The organism is Nocardia cyriacigeorgica, from assembly GCF_010858045.1.
Classification (GTDB): Bacteria; Actinomycetota; Actinomycetes; order Mycobacteriales; family Mycobacteriaceae; genus Nocardia; species Nocardia cyriacigeorgica_E.
This window is the reverse complement of the sequence record NZ_JAAGVC010000002.1, coordinates 286111-303241: the sequence shown is the minus strand read 5'-3', so window position 1 is coordinate 303241 and position 17131 is coordinate 286111. Positions and strand designations below refer to the sequence as shown.

Annotated in this window: 20 protein-coding genes; 13 read left to right on the top strand and 7 right to left on the bottom strand. The window is 65.9% G+C overall.

Translation table 11 applies throughout. The annotated features are described in order from the left end of the window. The first annotated feature begins 7 nt into the window (after positions 1 to 7). From GV790_RS03705 to GV790_RS03680, 6 genes are all read left to right on the top strand, one after another. Complete coding sequence (locus GV790_RS03705) at positions 8 to 1096, top strand: NAD(P)/FAD-dependent oxidoreductase (protein WP_163810434.1); 1089 nt, start codon at positions 8 to 10, stop codon at positions 1094 to 1096. A gap of 52 nt (positions 1097 to 1148) precedes the next feature. Next, positions 1149 to 1871 (top strand): Clp protease N-terminal domain-containing protein, encoded by a 723-nt coding sequence (locus GV790_RS03700; RefSeq protein WP_163810432.1) that lies wholly within the window; start codon positions 1149 to 1151, stop codon positions 1869 to 1871. A gap of 132 nt (positions 1872 to 2003) precedes the next feature. Continuing rightward, entirely contained in the window at positions 2004 to 2303 is a 300-nt protein-coding gene (locus tag GV790_RS03695) for a DUF222 domain-containing protein (protein WP_104360706.1), read from the top strand. Between the two features lie 211 nt (positions 2304 to 2514). After that, positions 2515 to 4140, top strand: a complete 1626-nt coding sequence (groL, locus tag GV790_RS03690) for a chaperonin GroEL (RefSeq protein ID WP_163810430.1) — start codon at positions 2515 to 2517, stop codon at positions 4138 to 4140. A 153-nt stretch (positions 4141 to 4293) separates the two neighbouring features. After that, positions 4294 to 4890: a Uma2 family endonuclease gene (locus GV790_RS03685; RefSeq protein WP_163810429.1), complete on the top strand. Its 597-nt coding sequence runs from the start codon at positions 4294 to 4296 to the stop codon at positions 4888 to 4890. A gap of 256 nt (positions 4891 to 5146) precedes the next feature. Beyond that, entirely contained in the window at positions 5147 to 5494 is a 348-nt protein-coding gene (locus GV790_RS03680; protein WP_163810426.1) for a hypothetical protein, read from the top strand. 7 nt (positions 5495 to 5501) lie between these two features. Here GV790_RS03680 and GV790_RS03675 read toward each other — a convergent pair whose 3' ends face one another. Then, positions 5502 to 5666, bottom strand: a complete 165-nt coding sequence (locus GV790_RS03675; RefSeq protein WP_163810424.1) for a hypothetical protein — start codon at positions 5664 to 5666, stop codon at positions 5502 to 5504. A gap of 272 nt (positions 5667 to 5938) precedes the next feature. Between GV790_RS03675 and GV790_RS03670 the strand changes: the two genes are divergently transcribed. From GV790_RS03670 to GV790_RS03660, 3 genes are read left to right on the top strand one after another with little or no spacing between them, the layout of a single operon-like run. Then, positions 5939 to 6334 (top strand): hypothetical protein, encoded by a 396-nt coding sequence (locus GV790_RS03670; RefSeq protein ID WP_280213594.1) that lies wholly within the window; start codon positions 5939 to 5941, stop codon positions 6332 to 6334. Beyond that, the gene (locus GV790_RS03665; RefSeq protein ID WP_163810422.1) at positions 6315 to 6848 is read left to right on the top strand and encodes a DUF6879 family protein; all 534 of its coding nucleotides are present in this window, start codon (positions 6315 to 6317) and stop codon (positions 6846 to 6848) included. Before GV790_RS03670 ends, GV790_RS03665 begins: the two co-directional genes overlap by 20 nt. After that, positions 6791 to 7696, top strand: coding sequence for a helix-turn-helix domain-containing protein (locus GV790_RS03660; RefSeq protein WP_280213592.1), 906 nt, complete (start codon positions 6791 to 6793; stop codon positions 7694 to 7696). The genes GV790_RS03665 and GV790_RS03660 overlap by 58 nt, the downstream gene beginning before the upstream one ends. A 255-nt stretch (positions 7697 to 7951) precedes the next feature. Here GV790_RS03660 and GV790_RS03655 read toward each other — a convergent pair whose 3' ends face one another. Both GV790_RS03655 and GV790_RS03650 read right to left on the bottom strand, forming a co-directional pair. Continuing rightward, positions 7952 to 8308 carry a DUF4288 domain-containing protein gene (locus tag GV790_RS03655; RefSeq protein ID WP_163810420.1) on the bottom strand — a complete coding sequence of 119 codons (357 nt, stop codon included), beginning with the start codon at positions 8306 to 8308 and terminating at the stop codon, positions 7952 to 7954. Next, complete coding sequence (locus GV790_RS03650; RefSeq protein WP_163810418.1) at positions 8305 to 8718, bottom strand: hypothetical protein; 414 nt, start codon at positions 8716 to 8718, stop codon at positions 8305 to 8307. The genes GV790_RS03655 and GV790_RS03650 overlap by 4 nt, the downstream gene beginning before the upstream one ends. A 1287-nt stretch (positions 8719 to 10005) precedes the next feature. Here GV790_RS03650 and GV790_RS30950 point away from each other — a divergent pair. Beyond that, on the top strand, positions 10006 to 10149 hold the full coding sequence (locus GV790_RS30950; protein ID WP_256672986.1) for a hypothetical protein: 144 nt from the start codon (positions 10006 to 10008) through the stop codon (positions 10147 to 10149). A gap of 56 nt (positions 10150 to 10205) precedes the next feature. Here GV790_RS30950 and GV790_RS03640 read toward each other — a convergent pair whose 3' ends face one another. Beyond that, a complete protein-coding gene (locus tag GV790_RS03640) occupies positions 10206 to 11066 on the bottom strand; it encodes an alpha/beta fold hydrolase (protein ID WP_163810415.1) in 861 nt (286 codons plus the stop codon). 32 nt (positions 11067 to 11098) lie between these two features. Then, positions 11099 to 11731, bottom strand: a complete 633-nt coding sequence (locus GV790_RS03635; protein ID WP_228783132.1) for a TetR/AcrR family transcriptional regulator — start codon at positions 11729 to 11731, stop codon at positions 11099 to 11101. A 391-nt stretch (positions 11732 to 12122) separates the two neighbouring features. Here GV790_RS03635 and GV790_RS03630 point away from each other — a divergent pair, with 391 nt between their 5' ends. Then, on the top strand, positions 12123 to 12809 hold the full coding sequence (locus GV790_RS03630; protein ID WP_163810413.1) for a ZIP family metal transporter: 687 nt from the start codon (positions 12123 to 12125) through the stop codon (positions 12807 to 12809). Between the two features lie 143 nt (positions 12810 to 12952). On the opposite strand, the gene GV790_RS03625 is transcribed toward GV790_RS03630, so the two are convergent. Together GV790_RS03625 and GV790_RS03620 are read right to left on the bottom strand one after the other, a co-directional pair. Continuing rightward, complete coding sequence (locus GV790_RS03625; RefSeq protein WP_163810411.1) at positions 12953 to 13741, bottom strand: HAD-IIA family hydrolase; 789 nt, start codon at positions 13739 to 13741, stop codon at positions 12953 to 12955. A gap of 217 nt (positions 13742 to 13958) precedes the next feature. Further along, on the bottom strand, positions 13959 to 14426 hold the full coding sequence (locus GV790_RS03620) for a MarR family winged helix-turn-helix transcriptional regulator (protein WP_256672983.1): 468 nt from the start codon (positions 14424 to 14426) through the stop codon (positions 13959 to 13961). A gap of 121 nt (positions 14427 to 14547) precedes the next feature. Between GV790_RS03620 and GV790_RS03615 the strand changes: the two genes are divergently transcribed. Together GV790_RS03615 and GV790_RS03610 are read left to right on the top strand one after the other, a co-directional pair. Continuing rightward, positions 14548 to 15558, top strand: a complete 1011-nt coding sequence (locus GV790_RS03615; protein WP_178127493.1) for an SMP-30/gluconolactonase/LRE family protein — start codon at positions 14548 to 14550, stop codon at positions 15556 to 15558. 182 nt (positions 15559 to 15740) lie between these two features. Next, a complete protein-coding gene (locus GV790_RS03610; protein ID WP_163810409.1) occupies positions 15741 to 17093 on the top strand; it encodes an aminotransferase class I/II-fold pyridoxal phosphate-dependent enzyme in 1353 nt (450 codons plus the stop codon). The last annotated feature ends 38 nt before the right edge of the window (positions 17094 to 17131 follow it).

Below are 17131 nucleotides of genomic sequence, written 5' to 3'. Positions count from 1 at the left end.
GCCCACCATGAGCGCACAGCATCGGATCGTTGTCCTCGGCGCCGGATACGCGGGCTTGGCGGCTGCGCGCCGGTTCGCGAAGAAGACGCCCGGCGCCGACGTCACCGTGGTCGATGCCCGAACACATTTCGTCGAGCGCGTGCGGCTGCACCAGCGCTTCGCCGGCCAGCAGACCCGGGCGTGGGAACTGCGAGAACTCTTGGAACCCAAGGGTATCGGCTTCGTGCACGCCCGGGTGACCGAGCTCGACGCCGAGCGCGCGCTGCTGCGATGCGCCGATCGCGAACCGCTCGGCTACGACACCCTGGTCTACGCGCTCGGCAGCGTCGCCGACGACGCCGGGGTGCCGGGCGTGGCCGAATACGCCTATTCGGTGGCGACGCCGGAAGCGGCGGCCCGCATCCCCGCGGACGGCCCGATCGTCGTGGTCGGCGCCGGCGCGACCGGCATCGAAGTGGCCGCCGAACTCGCCGAATCCCGCAGTGACGTCCGCGTGGAGCTGGTCAGCGCAACGGAACCGGGTGCGTGGTTGTCACCGCGGGCGCAGACGCATATCCGCCGGGTGCTGGAAGGGCTCGGTGTCCGGATTCACGCGGCGGCGAAGGTCATCGAGGTGTGCGCGGACGCGGTGCGGCTGGCCGATGGGACCTCGCTGCAATCCCGTGCCACCGTGTGGACTACCGGTTTCGGTGTGCCGCAGCTGGCCGCGCGGGCAGGTCTCGCGGTGGACGCGCACGGCCGGATCCGCACCGACGCCACCTTGCGTTCGGTCTCGCATCCGAACATCTACGCCGCCGGCGACAGCGCTGTGGTCGCCGGTCCCGGTGATCGTGAGCTGCGGATGGCCTGCGCGACCGCGCTGCCGACCGGCTCCTACGCCGCCGCGGCGATCACCGCTCGCCTGCGCGGCCGGGAACCGGGCGAGCTGAAGTTCCGCTACTACCTCCAGTGCCTGAGCCTCGGGCGTCATGACGGCGTCATCCAGTTCGTGCGCGCCGACGACGCACCCGGACGAATGGTGCTGACCGGGCGCACCGCGGCGCGGGTCAAGGAGACGATCGTGCGCTTCGCGGCCGCCGGGGCAGGCGCGAAGTAGCAATCGTCAACCAATGGTTGACGACGCTGGGTCGTCAACCTATGGTTGACGCATGACTTCTTCGCTCAAGCTCGACGACCTCATCGAAGGCATCAAAAGGGCCCGCCCCGACAACGTCCTCGATCAATTGGCCGATGCCATGGTCGCCGCCGGACACCTCGGCGAACTGGCCGATCACCTGATCGGCCACTTCGTCGACCAGGCCCGCCGCTCCGGCGCCTCGTGGACCGATATCGGCGCGAGCATGGGCGTCACCAAACAGGCGGCGCAGAAGCGGTTCGTGCCCAAAGCGCCCGGTGACGCGGGTGCCATGGACCCCGAAGCCGGCTTCGCTCGCTTCACGCCACGTGCCAGGAATGTGGTCATGGCGGCTCAGGAGGCGGCCCGCACGGCCGGTAACACGCAGATCGCGCCACCGCATCTGGTGCTCGCGCTGCTGTCCGAACCCGACGGCCTCGCGGCCAAGGAATTGCTCACCCAGGGCGCCACGGTCGAGTCGGTGCGTGAGGCTGCCACGGCTGCCCTGCCGCCAGGTGGCGGTGAGGTGCCACCGCTGGTGCCGTTCGATCCCGAGGCGAAAAAGGTGCTCGAACTGACCTTCCGCGAGGCGCTGCGGCTCGGCCACAACTACATCGGCACCGAACATCTCCTGCTCGCCCTGCTCGAGCAGGAGAACGGTACCGGCGTGCTGTCCGGCATCGGCATCGACAAATCGACTGCGGAGGCGCATCTGGTCGAACTGCTCGCCGGTCTCATCGAGAACAACAAATCCTGAATCCCGGCCGCGCTCGCCTCGCCGCGGCCGATCGGCGAGCCGGCATCACCGGATGATTGCCGGAAGGTCGCGGCGGGGTGGCAGCTGGACGTGCGGCCGCCCCGCCGCCGGCACTGCCGGTAACCTATAGCAATGGCGGATGATGAGAACTCCGACCTGATCGCGGGGGAACGGCGCGACGATCTGTTGCGCGCGCTGTCGTATGTCTCGACCGAATCCCTCGATGACGGCAGTTACATCGTCAACGGCGACCTGCCGCCCGAGGTGGCGCCACCGTTCATCCGGGCCATCATGCGGGTGGAGGCCGAACTGCTGATCAACGACGCCGAACTCGTCACCGTGGACGAGGGTGAGCCGCGCTCGCCGGAGGAGCGGCGCGCCGATGCGTTCCTCGCGCTGGCGTTGCGAGTGACCGATCGTTTGCAGGGCTAGCCCGGGCCCGACCTTGCACTCGTCACGGGCGAGTGCTAAAAAGGGCTTGGCACTCTCTACCCGTGAGTGCCAGGTCGGGACGGTGAGATCGGGTATCCAAGACACCCCTGGTCGTCCGTCGCGGGCACCGAGCCTGGCCAGCGTAAATAGGGTGGCCCGACAATGCGGTCATCCTGTGTGTCAGCCTCATTACTTGGAGGATCTCACCGCAATGGCCAAGACAATTGCGTACGACGAAGAGGCCCGTCGCGGCCTCGAGCGGGGCCTGAACAGCCTCGCCGACGCGGTCAAGGTGACGCTGGGCCCGAAGGGTCGCAACGTCGTGCTGGAGAAGAAGTGGGGCGCCCCCACGATCACCAACGATGGTGTGTCCATCGCCAAGGAGATCGAGCTGGAGGACCCGTACGAGAAGATCGGCGCCGAGCTGGTCAAGGAAGTCGCCAAGAAGACCGACGACGTCGCGGGCGACGGCACCACCACCGCCACCGTGCTGGCCCAGGCGCTGGTGCGCGAGGGCCTGCGCAACGTCGCGGCCGGCGCGAACCCGCTGGGTCTCAAGCGCGGCATCGAGAAGGCCGTCGAGGCCGTCACCGCCAAGCTGCTCGACACCGCCAAGGAGGTCGAGACCAAGGAGCAGATCGCCGCTACCGCCGGTATCTCGGCCGGCGACCCGTCCATCGGTGAGCTGATCGCCGAGGCCATGGACAAGGTCGGCAAGGAAGGCGTCATCACCGTCGAGGAGAGCAACACCTTCGGCCTCCAGCTGGAGCTCACCGAGGGTATGCGCTTCGACAAGGGCTACATCTCGGGTTACTTCGTCACCGACCCGGAGCGTCAGGAAGCGGTCCTCGAGGATCCGTACATCCTGCTGGTCGGCTCGAAGGTTTCCACCGTCAAGGACCTGCTGCCGCTGCTGGAGAAGGTCATCCAGGCCGGCAAGCCGCTGCTGATCATCGCCGAGGACGTCGAGGGCGAGGCCCTGTCGACCCTGGTCGTGAACAAGATCCGCGGCACCTTCAAGTCCGTTGCCGTCAAGGCTCCGGGCTTCGGTGACCGCCGCAAGGCCCAGCTCGCCGACATCGCCATCCTCACCGGTGGCGAGGTCATCAGCGAAGAGGTCGGCCTCTCGCTGGAGACCGCCGGCATCGAGCTGCTCGGCCAGGCGCGCAAGGTCGTCGTCACCAAGGACGAGACCACCATCGTCGAGGGCGCGGGCGACGCCGAGGCCATCAAGGGCCGCGTCGCGCAGATCCGCACCGAGATCGAGAACTCGGATTCGGACTACGACCGCGAGAAGCTGCAGGAGCGCCTGGCCAAGCTGGCCGGCGGTGTTGCGGTCATCAAGGCCGGTGCCGCGACCGAGGTCGAGCTCAAGGAGCGCAAGCACCGCATCGAGGACGCCGTCCGCAACGCGAAGGCTGCCGTCGAAGAGGGCATCGTCGCCGGTGGTGGCGTGGCCCTGCTGCAGTCGGCTCCGGCTCTGGACGATCTGAAGCTCGAGGGTGACGAGGCGACCGGCGCGAACATCGTGCGTGTCGCGCTGTCGGCTCCGCTGAAGCAGATCGCCTTCAACGCCGGCCTCGAGCCCGGCGTGGTCGCCGAGAAGGTTTCCAACCTGCCCGCCGGTCAGGGCCTCAACGCCCAGACCAACGAGTACGAGGACCTGCTGGCCGCCGGCGTCGCCGATCCGGTCAAGGTCACCCGCTCGGCCCTGCAGAACGCGGCCTCCATCGCGGCCCTGTTCCTGACCACCGAGGCCGTCGTCGCCGACAAGCCGGAGAAGGCCTCGGCCGCTCCCGCCGATCCCACCGGCGGCATGGGCGGCATGGACTTCTGAGTCCTGCCAATCGGCACCATATTTCGAACCGAAGGCCGGTCCACCAGCAGGTGGGCCGGCCTTCGGCGTTCCGTACGTCGGAGTCCGTCATCCCTTACGTAGCGGACCGACAACATAGGATGGGCTCATCGCAACCCTGGAGAATGAGGTTTCATGAGCACGCTGCCCGCCTGGGTGACCGACCCGCAGATGCTCCTCATCACCGAGGAAGGTTACGAGGCGCTTCCCGACGAAGTGCAGCGGCAGATCGAAGTGGTCGACGGCCACGTGATCTTCTGCCGGAGCGGGAGCGCGGAACACAACATCGTCGCGCGACGGCTGGCCAATGGGTTCGATGCCGCGCGTCCGGATGAGCCGTGCATCCGGGTAGTCACGGATTTCGAGATGCACTACCAGAGAACGCGGCCGAAGACGCCCGGCTTCTCATTCCGCAGGCCCGATGTCGTGGTGCACCGCTGCATTCCGCGGGGCGAGAAGCTCTCATCTGAGAATGTGCTGCTGGTGGTCGAGGTGGTATCGCCCGGCTCCGAGTACGTCGATACCGTTGACAAGCGCGCGGAGTACGCGGCCGAAGGCATCCCGGTCTACTTGGTGGTGCACCTCGACGACGACCTTCGGATCAAGATTATTCAGGAGTACCGGCTGGACTGGGCGAGCGGCGCATACCGCCGTGCCGAACCGCACCAGGAGGTGCTGGTGCTGAGCGAGCCGTACCCGGTGAAGATTCCCTTCAGCGAACTCGACGCTTGAGCGCCTCTCCCTCGGGTAACCCGCCGATGGACCCCGTTTGTTCCGGGGCCGAGTGAAGGTATCGGCGGTCCGGCGTCCGCATAACGAATAATCAGCTGAGCCGGCTGTATTCGATCCATCGGTGTGTTCCACGATGCTCCGGCATCGTCGGCGGCTGAATGCGACTCGGGCCAGGCGGTCATGGCGAGATCGGCGACCCGGCTCAGGAAGTGCCGTGGGCGTCGTCATGCCGAGTGCAGGTCGGTACATTGCTGGAATGGCCGGACGCATGTGGAAAACGTTGCGGGAGAACGCGTGGGGTTATCTGACGTGGTTCCTGCTGACCGGCGCGCTGATCGCGTGGGGAGTGTCGGGGTGGCTCGATCCGGAAGTGGTGTGCCGGAGGTGGAGCTTCACCGAGATCAGCGGCTACGTGATAGCGCCCGACCAACTGTGTAATCCGGATGAGACAGGCCGGTGGGGGACCAGTTACGCCCGAACGAAACAAGCCAACGATGCCCTCGACGGTGCCAAGGTCGTCATCGGTGCGGCGCTCTTGGGGCTGGTGATCTATGGCCTCGTCCTGAAGGCGCGTGAACGGACCGACGATCCGGTGCCCGAGTAGCGAAAACCTACCCGCCGCTGGTCATATCGTCCTGTCGCAGGGCATCCATCTCATCCGCGCTGCCGAGCGCCCTGCCCACGGTCAGGTCCAGGTGGATCTGTTCCGGCGCGAAACCGGTCATCCGCGCCAACAGCATCCGCGCCGTCGGCTCGATCTCCTTCTTGTTGGACACATAGCTCTGCGTGCCGATACACGGAATGCACACCATCCACCCGGCACCGCAGCAATGCGATCGAACCACGTAGTGCGGCACGATGTTCCATCCTTTCGCGGAGTGAGCTCGAACCGGCTCGAGAGTTCGCAGGCACCCGACGCCGGGGAACAGCGGGGCGGAGCTCGGACCTCACCCGGCGTCGCGTGCCGAGTGGAACGCTACGAACGGTCCGGCGCAGGGTCCACGTGCTTGCTAGAACTTGCGAAAGTTTCGGGATCTCTGGGTATATCGTGGGTTTCGAGCGCATCATGGTCTTGCCCATGCAAGTTGAAACAATTGACGAAGGGGGTAGGGTGATGCGCTTGCGGTTTCTCGGAAAGGGTGGATCCGACAAGACGGGGTGTCCGTCGCTGTACGCCACCGACTCCGGCAGCTATCTCGTTCAGGGCTGGCAAACCGGCCGACCCGACACGATCGAGATCCCCCATTTGCTGACCGGATTCGCCGAGGCTGGAACCTACATAGGGGCGATGATGACCGACACCGGTCGCGGTACGTTCAGGTTGGTGGGTGAGCCGGTGACGGACGGCGAGACGCTGGGGCAACTGACCTTGGAAGGCAATGAAGCGGCCATCCTGGTGCCGAAGGCCGAAAGGACTTACTACGGTGGAGTACCGATCGAATGACTGTTGGCTGGACCTATTCGAGCGGGCCCGGACATCACTGTTCCATCTCGAGGTCCGCGACTCGTACGCTGAACCCGAAGAGTCCGAGCCACTACGGCGCTTCATCGAAGGCGAGCCGGACCCGAACGACGGCTACGACAAGTCGGATTGGCTCGATCTCATCACCCGGCTGGCGGCTCGCGGTGTGACGATGAGCCGCGTGCGGGTTGTTTCGGTACCGCACTCCGACTATCAACGCTGGTTGTTCTCGGTCACCGGAAGCAGCGTCGATGCCGGTGAAGACATTCGATACATACCACGGCATACCGTCGACGACGTCCCAGCCGACGATTGGTGGCTCATTGATGATGAGTTGGTGGCGTTCAATCTGATCGATTCCGCAGGCCGACCGGCCGGCGCGGCATTGACCGGCGATTCCGGCGTCGTCGATTACTGCCGGCTAGTGAAGCAACGACTGTGGAGCGCGGCAATTCCGTACGCCGAGTACCTCGCGGAGGTCCACGGCCAGCGGTGACGAGCTCAGTTCAAGAAGCACGGGAGGCTCTCGGCAAGCGGCTCCGCGAGATCAGACGTGATGCGGGTGTGACGGGCCGAGAGCTTGCCGCGCGTGCGGGCTGGCACGAATCCAAGGTTTCGCGGATCGAACACGGCAAGTGCAAGCCGTCGAGCCAGGATATCCGCGCGTACTGCCGTCACTGTGCTGCCGACGACCAGTTGGCTGATCTGCTTGCCAGCCTGCACAACGTCGATGCCGCGTACCTCGAATACCGCCGGATGCTGGGCGCGGGTGTCAAGCGCGGCCAGCAGCTGTACGCCAAACTGGAATCCGGCGCCACGGTGATCCGCAACTACGATCCACAGATCGTTCCCGGGCTGTTGCAGACCGCCGACTATGCGGAAGCCAAGCTCCGTAGTGTGATCGAGTTCTACCGGCTACCCGATGACCTCGACGCCGGAGTCGCCAAGCGGATGGAACGCCAACAGGTGCTGTACCGTCGCGGCCGCCGGTTCCATTTCTTGATCAGCGAGCGATCGCTCTACACCACGATCGGCAGCGATGCGGTGATGCTCGGGCAACTGGATCGCTTGCATTCGATCATCGGAATGCCGAGGGTGACTCTCGGCATCGTGCCCATGACGGCCGAGGGCAAGGTGATCGTCGAGAACTTCATGATGTTCGACAACCGTATGGTCCGGGTCGAGGGGCATACCGCCGAGTTGACCATCACCCAGCCGCGCGAGGTCGCACTCTACGGCCGTGCTTTCGATGTGCTCGCGGCGCAGTCGGTGACGGGCGATGGCGCCCGGACACTCATCCGGAGGGCGATCGACGGGCGTGCCACGGGCATCTCCGAACCCTGAATCACCGATCCCGCAACCACTTCTCGATGTTCGCGTTCTGCTATAGACCTAGAGTAGGTGGCCCCGCTGGCGTCGGTTCACGTCGGATACTGATCGAACCAGAGCTAAGAGCCCCGGCGGCAGACAACTTTAGGTCGTCCGCCGGGGCGTCGTGCCCCCAGGGCCGGGCCGTCTTTGAATGAACTTCTATATCATTCCAGGGAACGTTGGTTCGTCATCCCGAGCTCCCCGGTTCGAGCGACGTAGGCCGATCATTTACGCTAGTGGATCCTTTCCGCCAAGGAACATCTCGAATGATTTGTAGTCGTCGATGCTTGCAAAATGCCGCGAATATAGATCGACCGTGCGGGCCGAATCCAGTGAATCCACAACTTCGTTAACATCGATTACGGAATAGAGTCTGACGTAGCTGCCGTCTGCGGACTCGGTCACCTCGTTGCTGACATGGCGGTCGACTAGTGCCAGCGCCTCTTCCCGGTCTTCGGCCCACACCAGCACGAAATCTTCGCGATAATACACGCCCTGCCCACCTACTTTGCCCATTTCATATACGATCAGGCCAACGTAGGGATTGTGCTCTCGTGAGGGCTTGTTCATCGCTGAATCTGTCATTTTCTGAACCGTCCGTCCGTGAGTAGTTTCTTCGCTTTCTTGGCATCGTCGTCGCTCGATGCTTTGCTCTTGATCTCCGCGAGCGTGCTGTTCAGGTACTGGCTTGGAAACTCGGCCTTCGCTGAACCTTTGACGCAACGGCTCATGAACGATTGCGCTGTTTCACCAAGGTTGGAGTTGTAGTCACAGTTCTTCTGTTTCTTGGGAGGCTTCTGCTGGAAGATGCCGTGCGACAAGTGGAGCTCTCCCGGCATTGACGCTCGGCCCTCTGTCAGGCCAGAGGCACGGTACTCCATGAGTACTCTGGTCGAGTGCGCCGATGTGCTGGTTGCTGTGGCAACTGTCGCACTACCGACGGTTGCGGCCGTGGCTGCAAGAGCAATGAATGTCATTCGTACTGCAAGGTTCATGGTTCCCCCACTGAAGAGATTACGCTGGAATCAAGGTCTCGCGGCTGAACTCAACCCTCGCAATACTAATGCGCCGGCCGTTGGAGTTCGCCAAGCTTTCCCGCTATTCGGTCTTTACTGCCGCCTCTGTGTCGGGATCGCCGGTATACGGTTTACTTGCCACCTTAATCTATTTCCGTTCTCGCGCTGCTGTCGGATCCAATTTGATCATGGTCCGATTCGGGATGCAACACTGCTCCAGCAGGGCGTTAAGTTTGTCGCAAGCATCTCGTTAGGGGAAGGGTCGATCGCCACCTTCGGATACATTGCATGGCGAGGTAGGCCGCTGCCCTCGCGTCGACCTCCATCGCTCTTGCGATCCGCTGACCCAGGTGGCGAGCCACGATTGCGCGAAGATTGCGAGCAACACTTGGCGTGCGTTCTGATTGCACACCGACAATCGCCTCGAGTGTTGAGCTCTATGTGACACAAGCCTGTTCGAGGCCGCCGTTCTGAGCTTGTACGGCGCCCAGCCGGTCGAGGGTTACTGCAAATGCATGTATGAACGCCTTCGCTGTTCGCTTCCGAACGCTGAGTTCGAACTGGTCGGTAGCGCCGCCCGATCGCCCGCATAATGCAGACCGCAAGCTGTTGCGTGCGCGAGGCAGGCCGCCGCTAGTGACATACCGGCGGCCTCTAGTGTCGCTCGAAGTTGCGCACCGATGATTGCGGCATCACGGTCCATGCCCACAACATAGCCGCTGTGTTGACATTCTATGAACGCAAATGCCTATGCCGCAACAGCTTCCAGCGGTCGTCTGGGGCGACCCGAACACCGAGCGATCGGACGGGAGACTGAAGGTAGTTGGGGTTCAACTGGTGGCAGGAAGCCGGTCGCGACGCCATGTCCGTGCACGACACCATCGACTGAGTACAGGGGAATGGCGCGCCCAACACAGACGAGACGCGAAGAGAGAGGATCGCTGCGAGGACGATCTCTGGCCTGCGGGTTGGCCGCATGAGGCGCGCCCGATCATCTGCTCAGAATCACCGAAGCTCATCAAACGATGCAACGGTACCGAACGTGCACTACCGACGAGTGCCCCGTAAGGCGGCAGCCCTGCGAACGCATGTCGAGACCAGGCCGCATCAGGCCAGATTCTTCTCGAGAACGTTGGTGAGCAGACGCGCATGATCAGCCACGAGCTATGGGGTGGATCGATCTGCACGTGAGTAACGAGTATCCGGCGGAGGTTGCGCAGATCAGGAAGCTGGCACGGCGTCTCGGCTACCAACTGGTCTGGCCGGATGCTGGTTCGAGCCAGCCACCACTGGGATCAAGTGCGCGCGGCAGACGTCGATGCAGTCATCAACCCGGCGCCCACCCGCTTGGACTCGCTGACCCTGCACGCCCTGATGGAACTCGGTGACGTGGAAACGGTGTGGCCGTGATTGTCGTTCGCCAGTGATCCGCCATCGGGGACCGCGGATGATGCGGCGCGCTGGAATCACCGATCCCGCAACCACTTCTCGATCCGATCAATGGTGCTGTCCGGATCGGTGATCCACCCGTTGTGCCCGAGCGGTCGGGTCTCGTGCCAGGTGGTGATGTCGGCGTTGGGCAACTTCTCCAGCAGGTGGCGGGCGGAGGGTTCGGGGGTGAGGTCGTCGCCGGTCATGGTGATGGACAGGACCGGGAGTTTGAGGCGGGCGATGCGTTCCTCGTAGTCGATGTCGGCGCCGACGGGGACGAAGCGGCCGGTGCGGGCCAGGCGCGCCCAGTCGGAGATCAGGACTTTGGATTGGCGGCCGAAGCCGTTGGGGCCGAAGCGGTCACCGGGCCAGAAGCCGGCCAGGTTGGCCGTCAGCGAGACGGCGGCGGTGCCGACCAGCATGCCGGGCCCGGTGAGCCCACGGTAGCCGCGGTAGTAGGGGGTGCCGGAGGCGATCAGGATGAGGCCGCCGAGGCGGCCGCGGATGCGGGCCGCGTACATGACGCCGAGCTGGCCGCCCATGCTGTGGCCGAGCAGGTAGGGCGTGCTGTCCGGGAAGCGGTCGCGCACCACCTCGAACATGGCGGGGAAATCCACCGAGACCAGTTCGTGGTAGCCGTAAGTGCTCGACGAGTCGGGTTTGGGGGTGCTGGCGCCGTTGCCGCGTAGCTCGGTGATCGCCACGTCGAAGCCGCGCTCGGACAGCAGCCGGGCGAAGTAGCCGTAGTACTCGCCGGGGACGCCGAGGCCCGGCACCAGCACCACGACCGGGCGCGGCACGTCCGGCGTCACCGGATGACGATGGGAACCCGAGGCCGACAGCAGCCGCACCGGGACGGTGCTGCCGTCGGGCATCTGGATCGGTACGGTCTCCACGCGCCAAGGCTACGCGGAGTACCCGGCCTCGATCACGCTCCGACGGCACCCATGATGACCCGGCTGAGCACGCGGATCACGTCGTCGAGGGGGCGGCGCGGTTCCGAGCCGCTCCATTCGTCGACCACATAGTTGACCGCGCCGATGATGGCCAGCATCCGCATCTCGTAGTCGCCGGGCGGGATCTCGCCGTGCATGGCCGCGTCCTCGGCCGCGCCCGCGAGCAGCGAACCCCACATGCGGCGCAGCTCGAGCCGCAGCTTCTCCACCTTCGGCCCGGCGCCGACCACCTCGACCAGTGCCACTCTGGCCTTGCGCGGATCGGTGCCGATGGATTCCACGTACGCGCGGACCGCGGCGTCGATGCTCTCCACCGCGCTCGCTTCGGACCGCTCCGCCAGCGCCGCCTCGACCGCGGCGCGCGATTCCCGATGGATCTGCTCGTACAGCTCGATCAGCAAGGATTCGCGGCCGGTGAACTCCTCGTAGAACTGCCGCGACGACAGCCCCGCATCCTTGCAAATGGCGCCGACCGAACTGTTGGCGTATCCGTCGCGCGCGAAAACGGTCAGACCGGATTCCAGAAAACGCGCACGCCGTTGGCGCTGCCGGTCCTCTACGGGTTGCCCGGCATACATTCGTCCCGTATTCGCATCCTGTGACATTGGGGCAGACAATACCGAAGGGCCCGATCCCCTCGTCATGGATCGGGCCCTTCGCCGCAACTGGCGGCCGACCGCGCGTCGGCCGAGTTGGCAAGTCTGCGTCGGCTCGTTATTCGCTCGTGGCGCCGGGGCAGGCGAGATGTTCGACACTCACCGGCCTTCCCCATCGCCGACGGCATGCGAGCGACTATCCGAGCACGTCGGATGGAACACCTGTCAAACACGAACTCCGATCTGGGATTACCTGGCCAGTGTCACTGGCTGTTTGCCGAATCGGACGATACCGAGAGCTACGGCGGCACGGGCGATTTTGAAGGGAATTTCTAGAATTATTTAGAAGGCTTCGGCGCGGAAACAGAGGCGGTACCGCCCATTGACCTACCGTGGCCGAATGGGGACCGCACTGCTCTACGGATTGGGCACGGCAGTGCCGTTGGTACTCGGCGCCGTTATCGGTCTGCGGTGGTCGTTGCCGAAGCCGTTGCTCGCCTCGCTGATGGCCTTCGGCGCGGGCACCATGATCGCCGCGGTGACCAATGAACTGTTCGAGCCCGCGTTCGTCGAAGCGGGTGCGTGGATCGCCGGTATCGCACTGTTCGCGGGCGCGACGGTCTACGTGGTCGCGAACCGTTTCATCGAACAGCGGCTCGGCCCCACCGCGATCGGCTGGGCGTTGATGCTCGGCACGGTGCTCGACGGCGTTCCGGAGAACACCGCGCTCGGCGTCTCGCTGTCCGGCGGCGGGGGCGTGGTGCTGCTGGTCGCGGTGGCGGTGGGGAATGTGCCCGAGGCGATCGGCGGTTCGGCGCTGATGCGCGACCGGCACGGCTTCGCGCCCGGGCGCGCACTGGCATTGTGGACCATCACCGGCGTGGTGCTGGTCGTGGTCACTGTGCTGGGAAACGTGCTCTCCGACAACCTTTCCGGGACGCAGATCAGCACTGTGCAAGCGTTCGCGGGCGGTGCGACGATCGCCGTCCTCGCGGATTCGCTCATGCCAGAGGCGTACCGCGAAGGTGGATGGTGGGTCGGGATCGCCACGGCCGCAGGTTTCCTCGTAGCTTTCGTCCTCGGCTAGCGCCCGCCGAAGGCGGCGGCCTTACGCAAAGTTCCGACTACCTCACGCAGCTTTCACCCGTACCGAAGTGCCACAGCCTACGCTGCGAGCCCGATGACGACCTCGCGCTCAGCGGATGACAGCTCGAATCGAGAGCCGGCGGGTCAGTTCGGGGTCGCGAGGAGGGCGGGTAGGTCTGCTATCGAATCGATGACGTGATCCGGTTGGCGTGGCGACGCTTCCAGTACGGCGGTGCGGAACTTGCCGGTGCGCACCAGGACTCCGGTCATGCCGACATCTTGGGCGGCCAGCACGTCCGAGTGCAGGTCGTCGCCGATCATCACGACCTGCTCAGGTGTCAGGTCCATGGTCGCGGCGCAGGTGCGGAATCCGGTGGCCGACGGCTTCCCGATGACGGTGACGGTGGCGTTGCCCGCGGCTTCGAGGCCGGGCAGGTAGGTGCCGGTGTCGATGCGCAGGCCGTCGTCGGTGGCCCAGGTCATGCCGCCCTGCATGGCGACGACCGGTACCCCGTCGAGCATCAATTCGACGACGCGACTGAGCGCGCGGTGGCTGAATTCGGGGCCTGCGCCACCGAGGACGACGACCTCGGGGTCAGTGTCGTCGAGTCGCAGGCCGGCCAGGTCGGCGTCGATATCGCCGTGATTGAGCACCCAGGTGCGGGCGCCGGGGTGGTTGCGGCGCAGGTACTCGACGGTCATGCGGGCCGCGGTGACGATCTCGTCGGCGGAGACCTCGATGCCCGCCGCGCACAGCCGTTCGGCGATCTCGGCCTGGGTGCGCGAGGTGGTGTTGGTCAGGAACGCGCGGCGCAGACCCTGCTCGGCCAGGCGCCGCACGGCATCGGGTGCACCGGGCAGGGCGCGCCAGGAAGTCACCAGCACGCCGTCGATGTCGTAGAGCACGCCGGCTGTCCGATTCGGCTCGGCCATAGCGTCACTGTAGACCGGCCGCCGGGGCGCGCGGGGGCGTGTCGGCAGCATCATCGGGTCGAAAGATGCGGGAGCGGACGGGGTTCGAGCGCGCCCGCCCGGCTGTCGCCCGATCGACCGTCGCCCGCCCGGCTCGGCGATCCGCACGGCCTGCACGGCAAGATCGTCGCGCCGGTCCAGAGCAGCTCGACGACGGCATCGGCCGCACCTGTTAGGGCTAGTGCCGCTCTTGTGCGGCGGGCGCCTCGCCCCGGGTGGCGTCGAAGAGGCCCGCGCAACGGGTGAGCAGATCGATCAGGGTCTGGCGTTCCCCGGCGGTGAATCCGGCCGCGACGGCCCGCTCCACGGCGACGGCGCGGACGTCCGCGTCGCGCATGACCGCCTCACCCGCCTCGGTGAGCCGGGTTTCGAGGACGTTCTTGTGCCAGGCGTGCGGGGTGCGTTCGATCAGGCCGCGGTCGACGAGGTTGGTGAGCACCGTGTTCATCGTCGGCGGCGTCACACCGCACAGCCGGGCCAGTGCGGCGGCGGAGATGCCGGGGTTCTCGGCCAGGTAGAGCAGGGCCGCGTACTGCGCAACGGTGACGCCCGCCGGCTTCAGCGCGGCGTTCTTGGCCGCGTTCAACGCCTGCTCGGCGCGTTTGACATACGAACCGATGCGTTCGTCGGCGGGCATGGACGTCATACCGGCATCGTAACCAGCCTTCCCATCATTAGAGTCTTGACGAGCATTAGAACCCTAATCTACATTCGTGCACGCCGATCGGTTTGGCTACGAATAAGCTGTCTGCAAAGGGGTCCACACCATGTCTCACGCATCGCCTCGCCGCTGGTCGGCGGCGGTATTCGCGGCAACCGCCACCCTCACCCTCGCCGGATGCGGCGGTACCGCGGAATCGGCGGAACCCGCACCGCGTATCGAGACCGCCTTCGAACTGCCCGGCGATCGCGTCTACCCGGAGGGCATCGCGGTCGACGAGCGCAACGGCGACATCTACGTCGGCTCCTTCGCCGACGGCACGATCTACCGCGCCGCGGCCGGGGCCGAACGGGCCGACGTCTTCCTGCCCAGCGGCACCGACGGCCGCGTCACCGCGAACGGGCTGCGCGTGGACTCGGCCGGGCGGCTCTGGGTGACCGACTCGACGGCCGGGGTGAGCGTGTACGACATCGCCTCGCGCGCCCTGCTCGCCCGGCTCGACGTGCCCGGCAGCGGCGAGCGCTTCGTCAACGACATCGCGATCACCGCCGACGGCACCGCCTACCTGACCGACAGCAAACGCGCCGTCCTCTACCGCGTCAGCCCGGCGGACCTGAACCGCGTCATCGCTGGTGGCGGCCGGGGTGAACTGACCGTTGGCTTCGACCTGAACCCGGTGATCGAACCGCACGGTCCCGAGGCCTACACCCTCAACGGCATCACCGCCGATGCCGCGGGCAGCTTGCTGCTCGTCGTCGATTCGGCCGGTGGCGATCTCTACCGGGTGGACCTCGGCGGCGACGCCGGAGGTGCTATCGGCAAAGTCGATCTGAACGGCGGTGAGGTGTCGATGGGCGACGGCCTCGAGTTGGATGGCACGACGCTGCGGGTAGCCCAGAACATGAAGAACACCGTCGTCCGCTGGACCATCACCGCGGACGGCACCGGCGCGAAACGCGAGGCCGAACTGTCCGATCCGACCCTCGCGGTCCCGACGACGCTGGTGCATATCGACGACCGAACCCTCGTCGTCGCATCGCAATTCGACAAGGGCGGCCCGCTCGGTCCCGGTACTCCTGCTACCCCGTTCCGCATTCTGTCGGTAACCGGGATCTGAGCTCGCACCGCCGGACGCGTCGCGTCCGTTCGGGCGGATCCGCGGCTCGGCGTCACCAGTCCCATCCGACGGTGGCCGCGCGATCCGTGCACCGTGCACATATATCCATCAGCCGGGAACAAAAATCGCCAACTGAACACATATATTCGTCATACTGTTGTCATGCGACGAGTGGAGTACCGGTGACGGATTCGGGGTCGGCGCTGCTGGTGCGGGCGTTGGAGGCCAATGCGTCGCATACCTCGGAGTCGGTGCGGGCGGTCACCGCCCGGTTGATCCGGGACGGCTCGCTCGAGGCGGGGATGCGGTTGCCCACCATCCGGGAGCTCGCGCAGCATTGCGGATTGAGCACGCGCACGGTCGTGGCCGCGTGGGGTGAGCTGCGCAAGGAAGGTCTCATCGCCACCAATCGGCGCGGCGGGACGGTGGTGGCCGCGGTGGATCGGGCGCCGGCCGGGCGCACGCTCGCCGATCGTGACCTGCTCACCGGCAGCCCCGATTACGACCTGCAACCGGATCTGGCGCCCGCGATGCTGGCCGGGCTGCACACCGAGCGGCTCAACCGGCCGGGGCGCGAGTACATCACCGATCGGCTGCGTGACGCGGTGATCGACGGCTGGCCCTTCCCCGCCGAAGCATTCGTCGCCGCGGGCGGGGGTTCGGAGGGGCTTTTCCTCGCTGTTCATGCCGCCGCGCCCACGGGTTCGCTGGTCGCGGTGGAGGAGCCGGTGATGCCGGGCTTCCTCGACACCCTGGCCGACGTCGGCTACGAAGTGGCCGGCATCGAATCCGATGAATTCGGCGCCCTGCCGGACGCATTGGCTGCGGTGCTGCGCCGGTCGCCGTCGGTGGTGGTGCTGCAACCGGAGGGCGCCTATGCCGCGCGCGGAGCGCTGTCGGAGGCCCGCGCCGCCGAACTGGCCGAGGTGTTGCGCGCCGCCGAAACGGTGCCGTGGATCGTGGAGGACGATGCGGTCGGGCCGCTGGCCTACGCGCAGGCTCCGTCGCTCGGCGGCTTCTTCCCCGAGCGCAGTGTCCGGGTGCGCAGCTACTGCAAGGCGTACGGGATGGATATCCGCACCTGCGTCATCGGTGGTAGTGCGGAACTTGTCGAACGAGCCATCCGCGGCCGGGTGCACGGTATCGCGGCCAACAGCCGGATCTTGCAGGATGCCTTGGCGCATCTGATCGCCGACCGGTCCACCGCCGCACTGATCGAGACCGCCCGCGATCGGTATGCGGCGCGGCGCTCCGGGCTGCTCGCGGCCCTGCGGGAGCGTGGCGTCACCGCACGATCCGGAGTGAACAGCCTGGTCGTGTGGGTCGAGGTGGCCGATGAACAGAGCGCACTGCTGGGCCTGGCCAGGCACGGGGTGATCGTGGGTTCGGGCGCGAAATCCCATGTGGCGCCTCAGCGGCCGGGGACGGTCCGGGTCGCGGTGCCCCAGCTTCCCGATGATCCAGCCGCCCTTGCCGAACTCGCCGGTCTGCTGGCCGATGCGGCGGGCGCAACCCTGCGCGAGTTCTTGGACTGAACGGAATCGCTCTCTCGGGTGGAGGGTGCGCCGTCCGC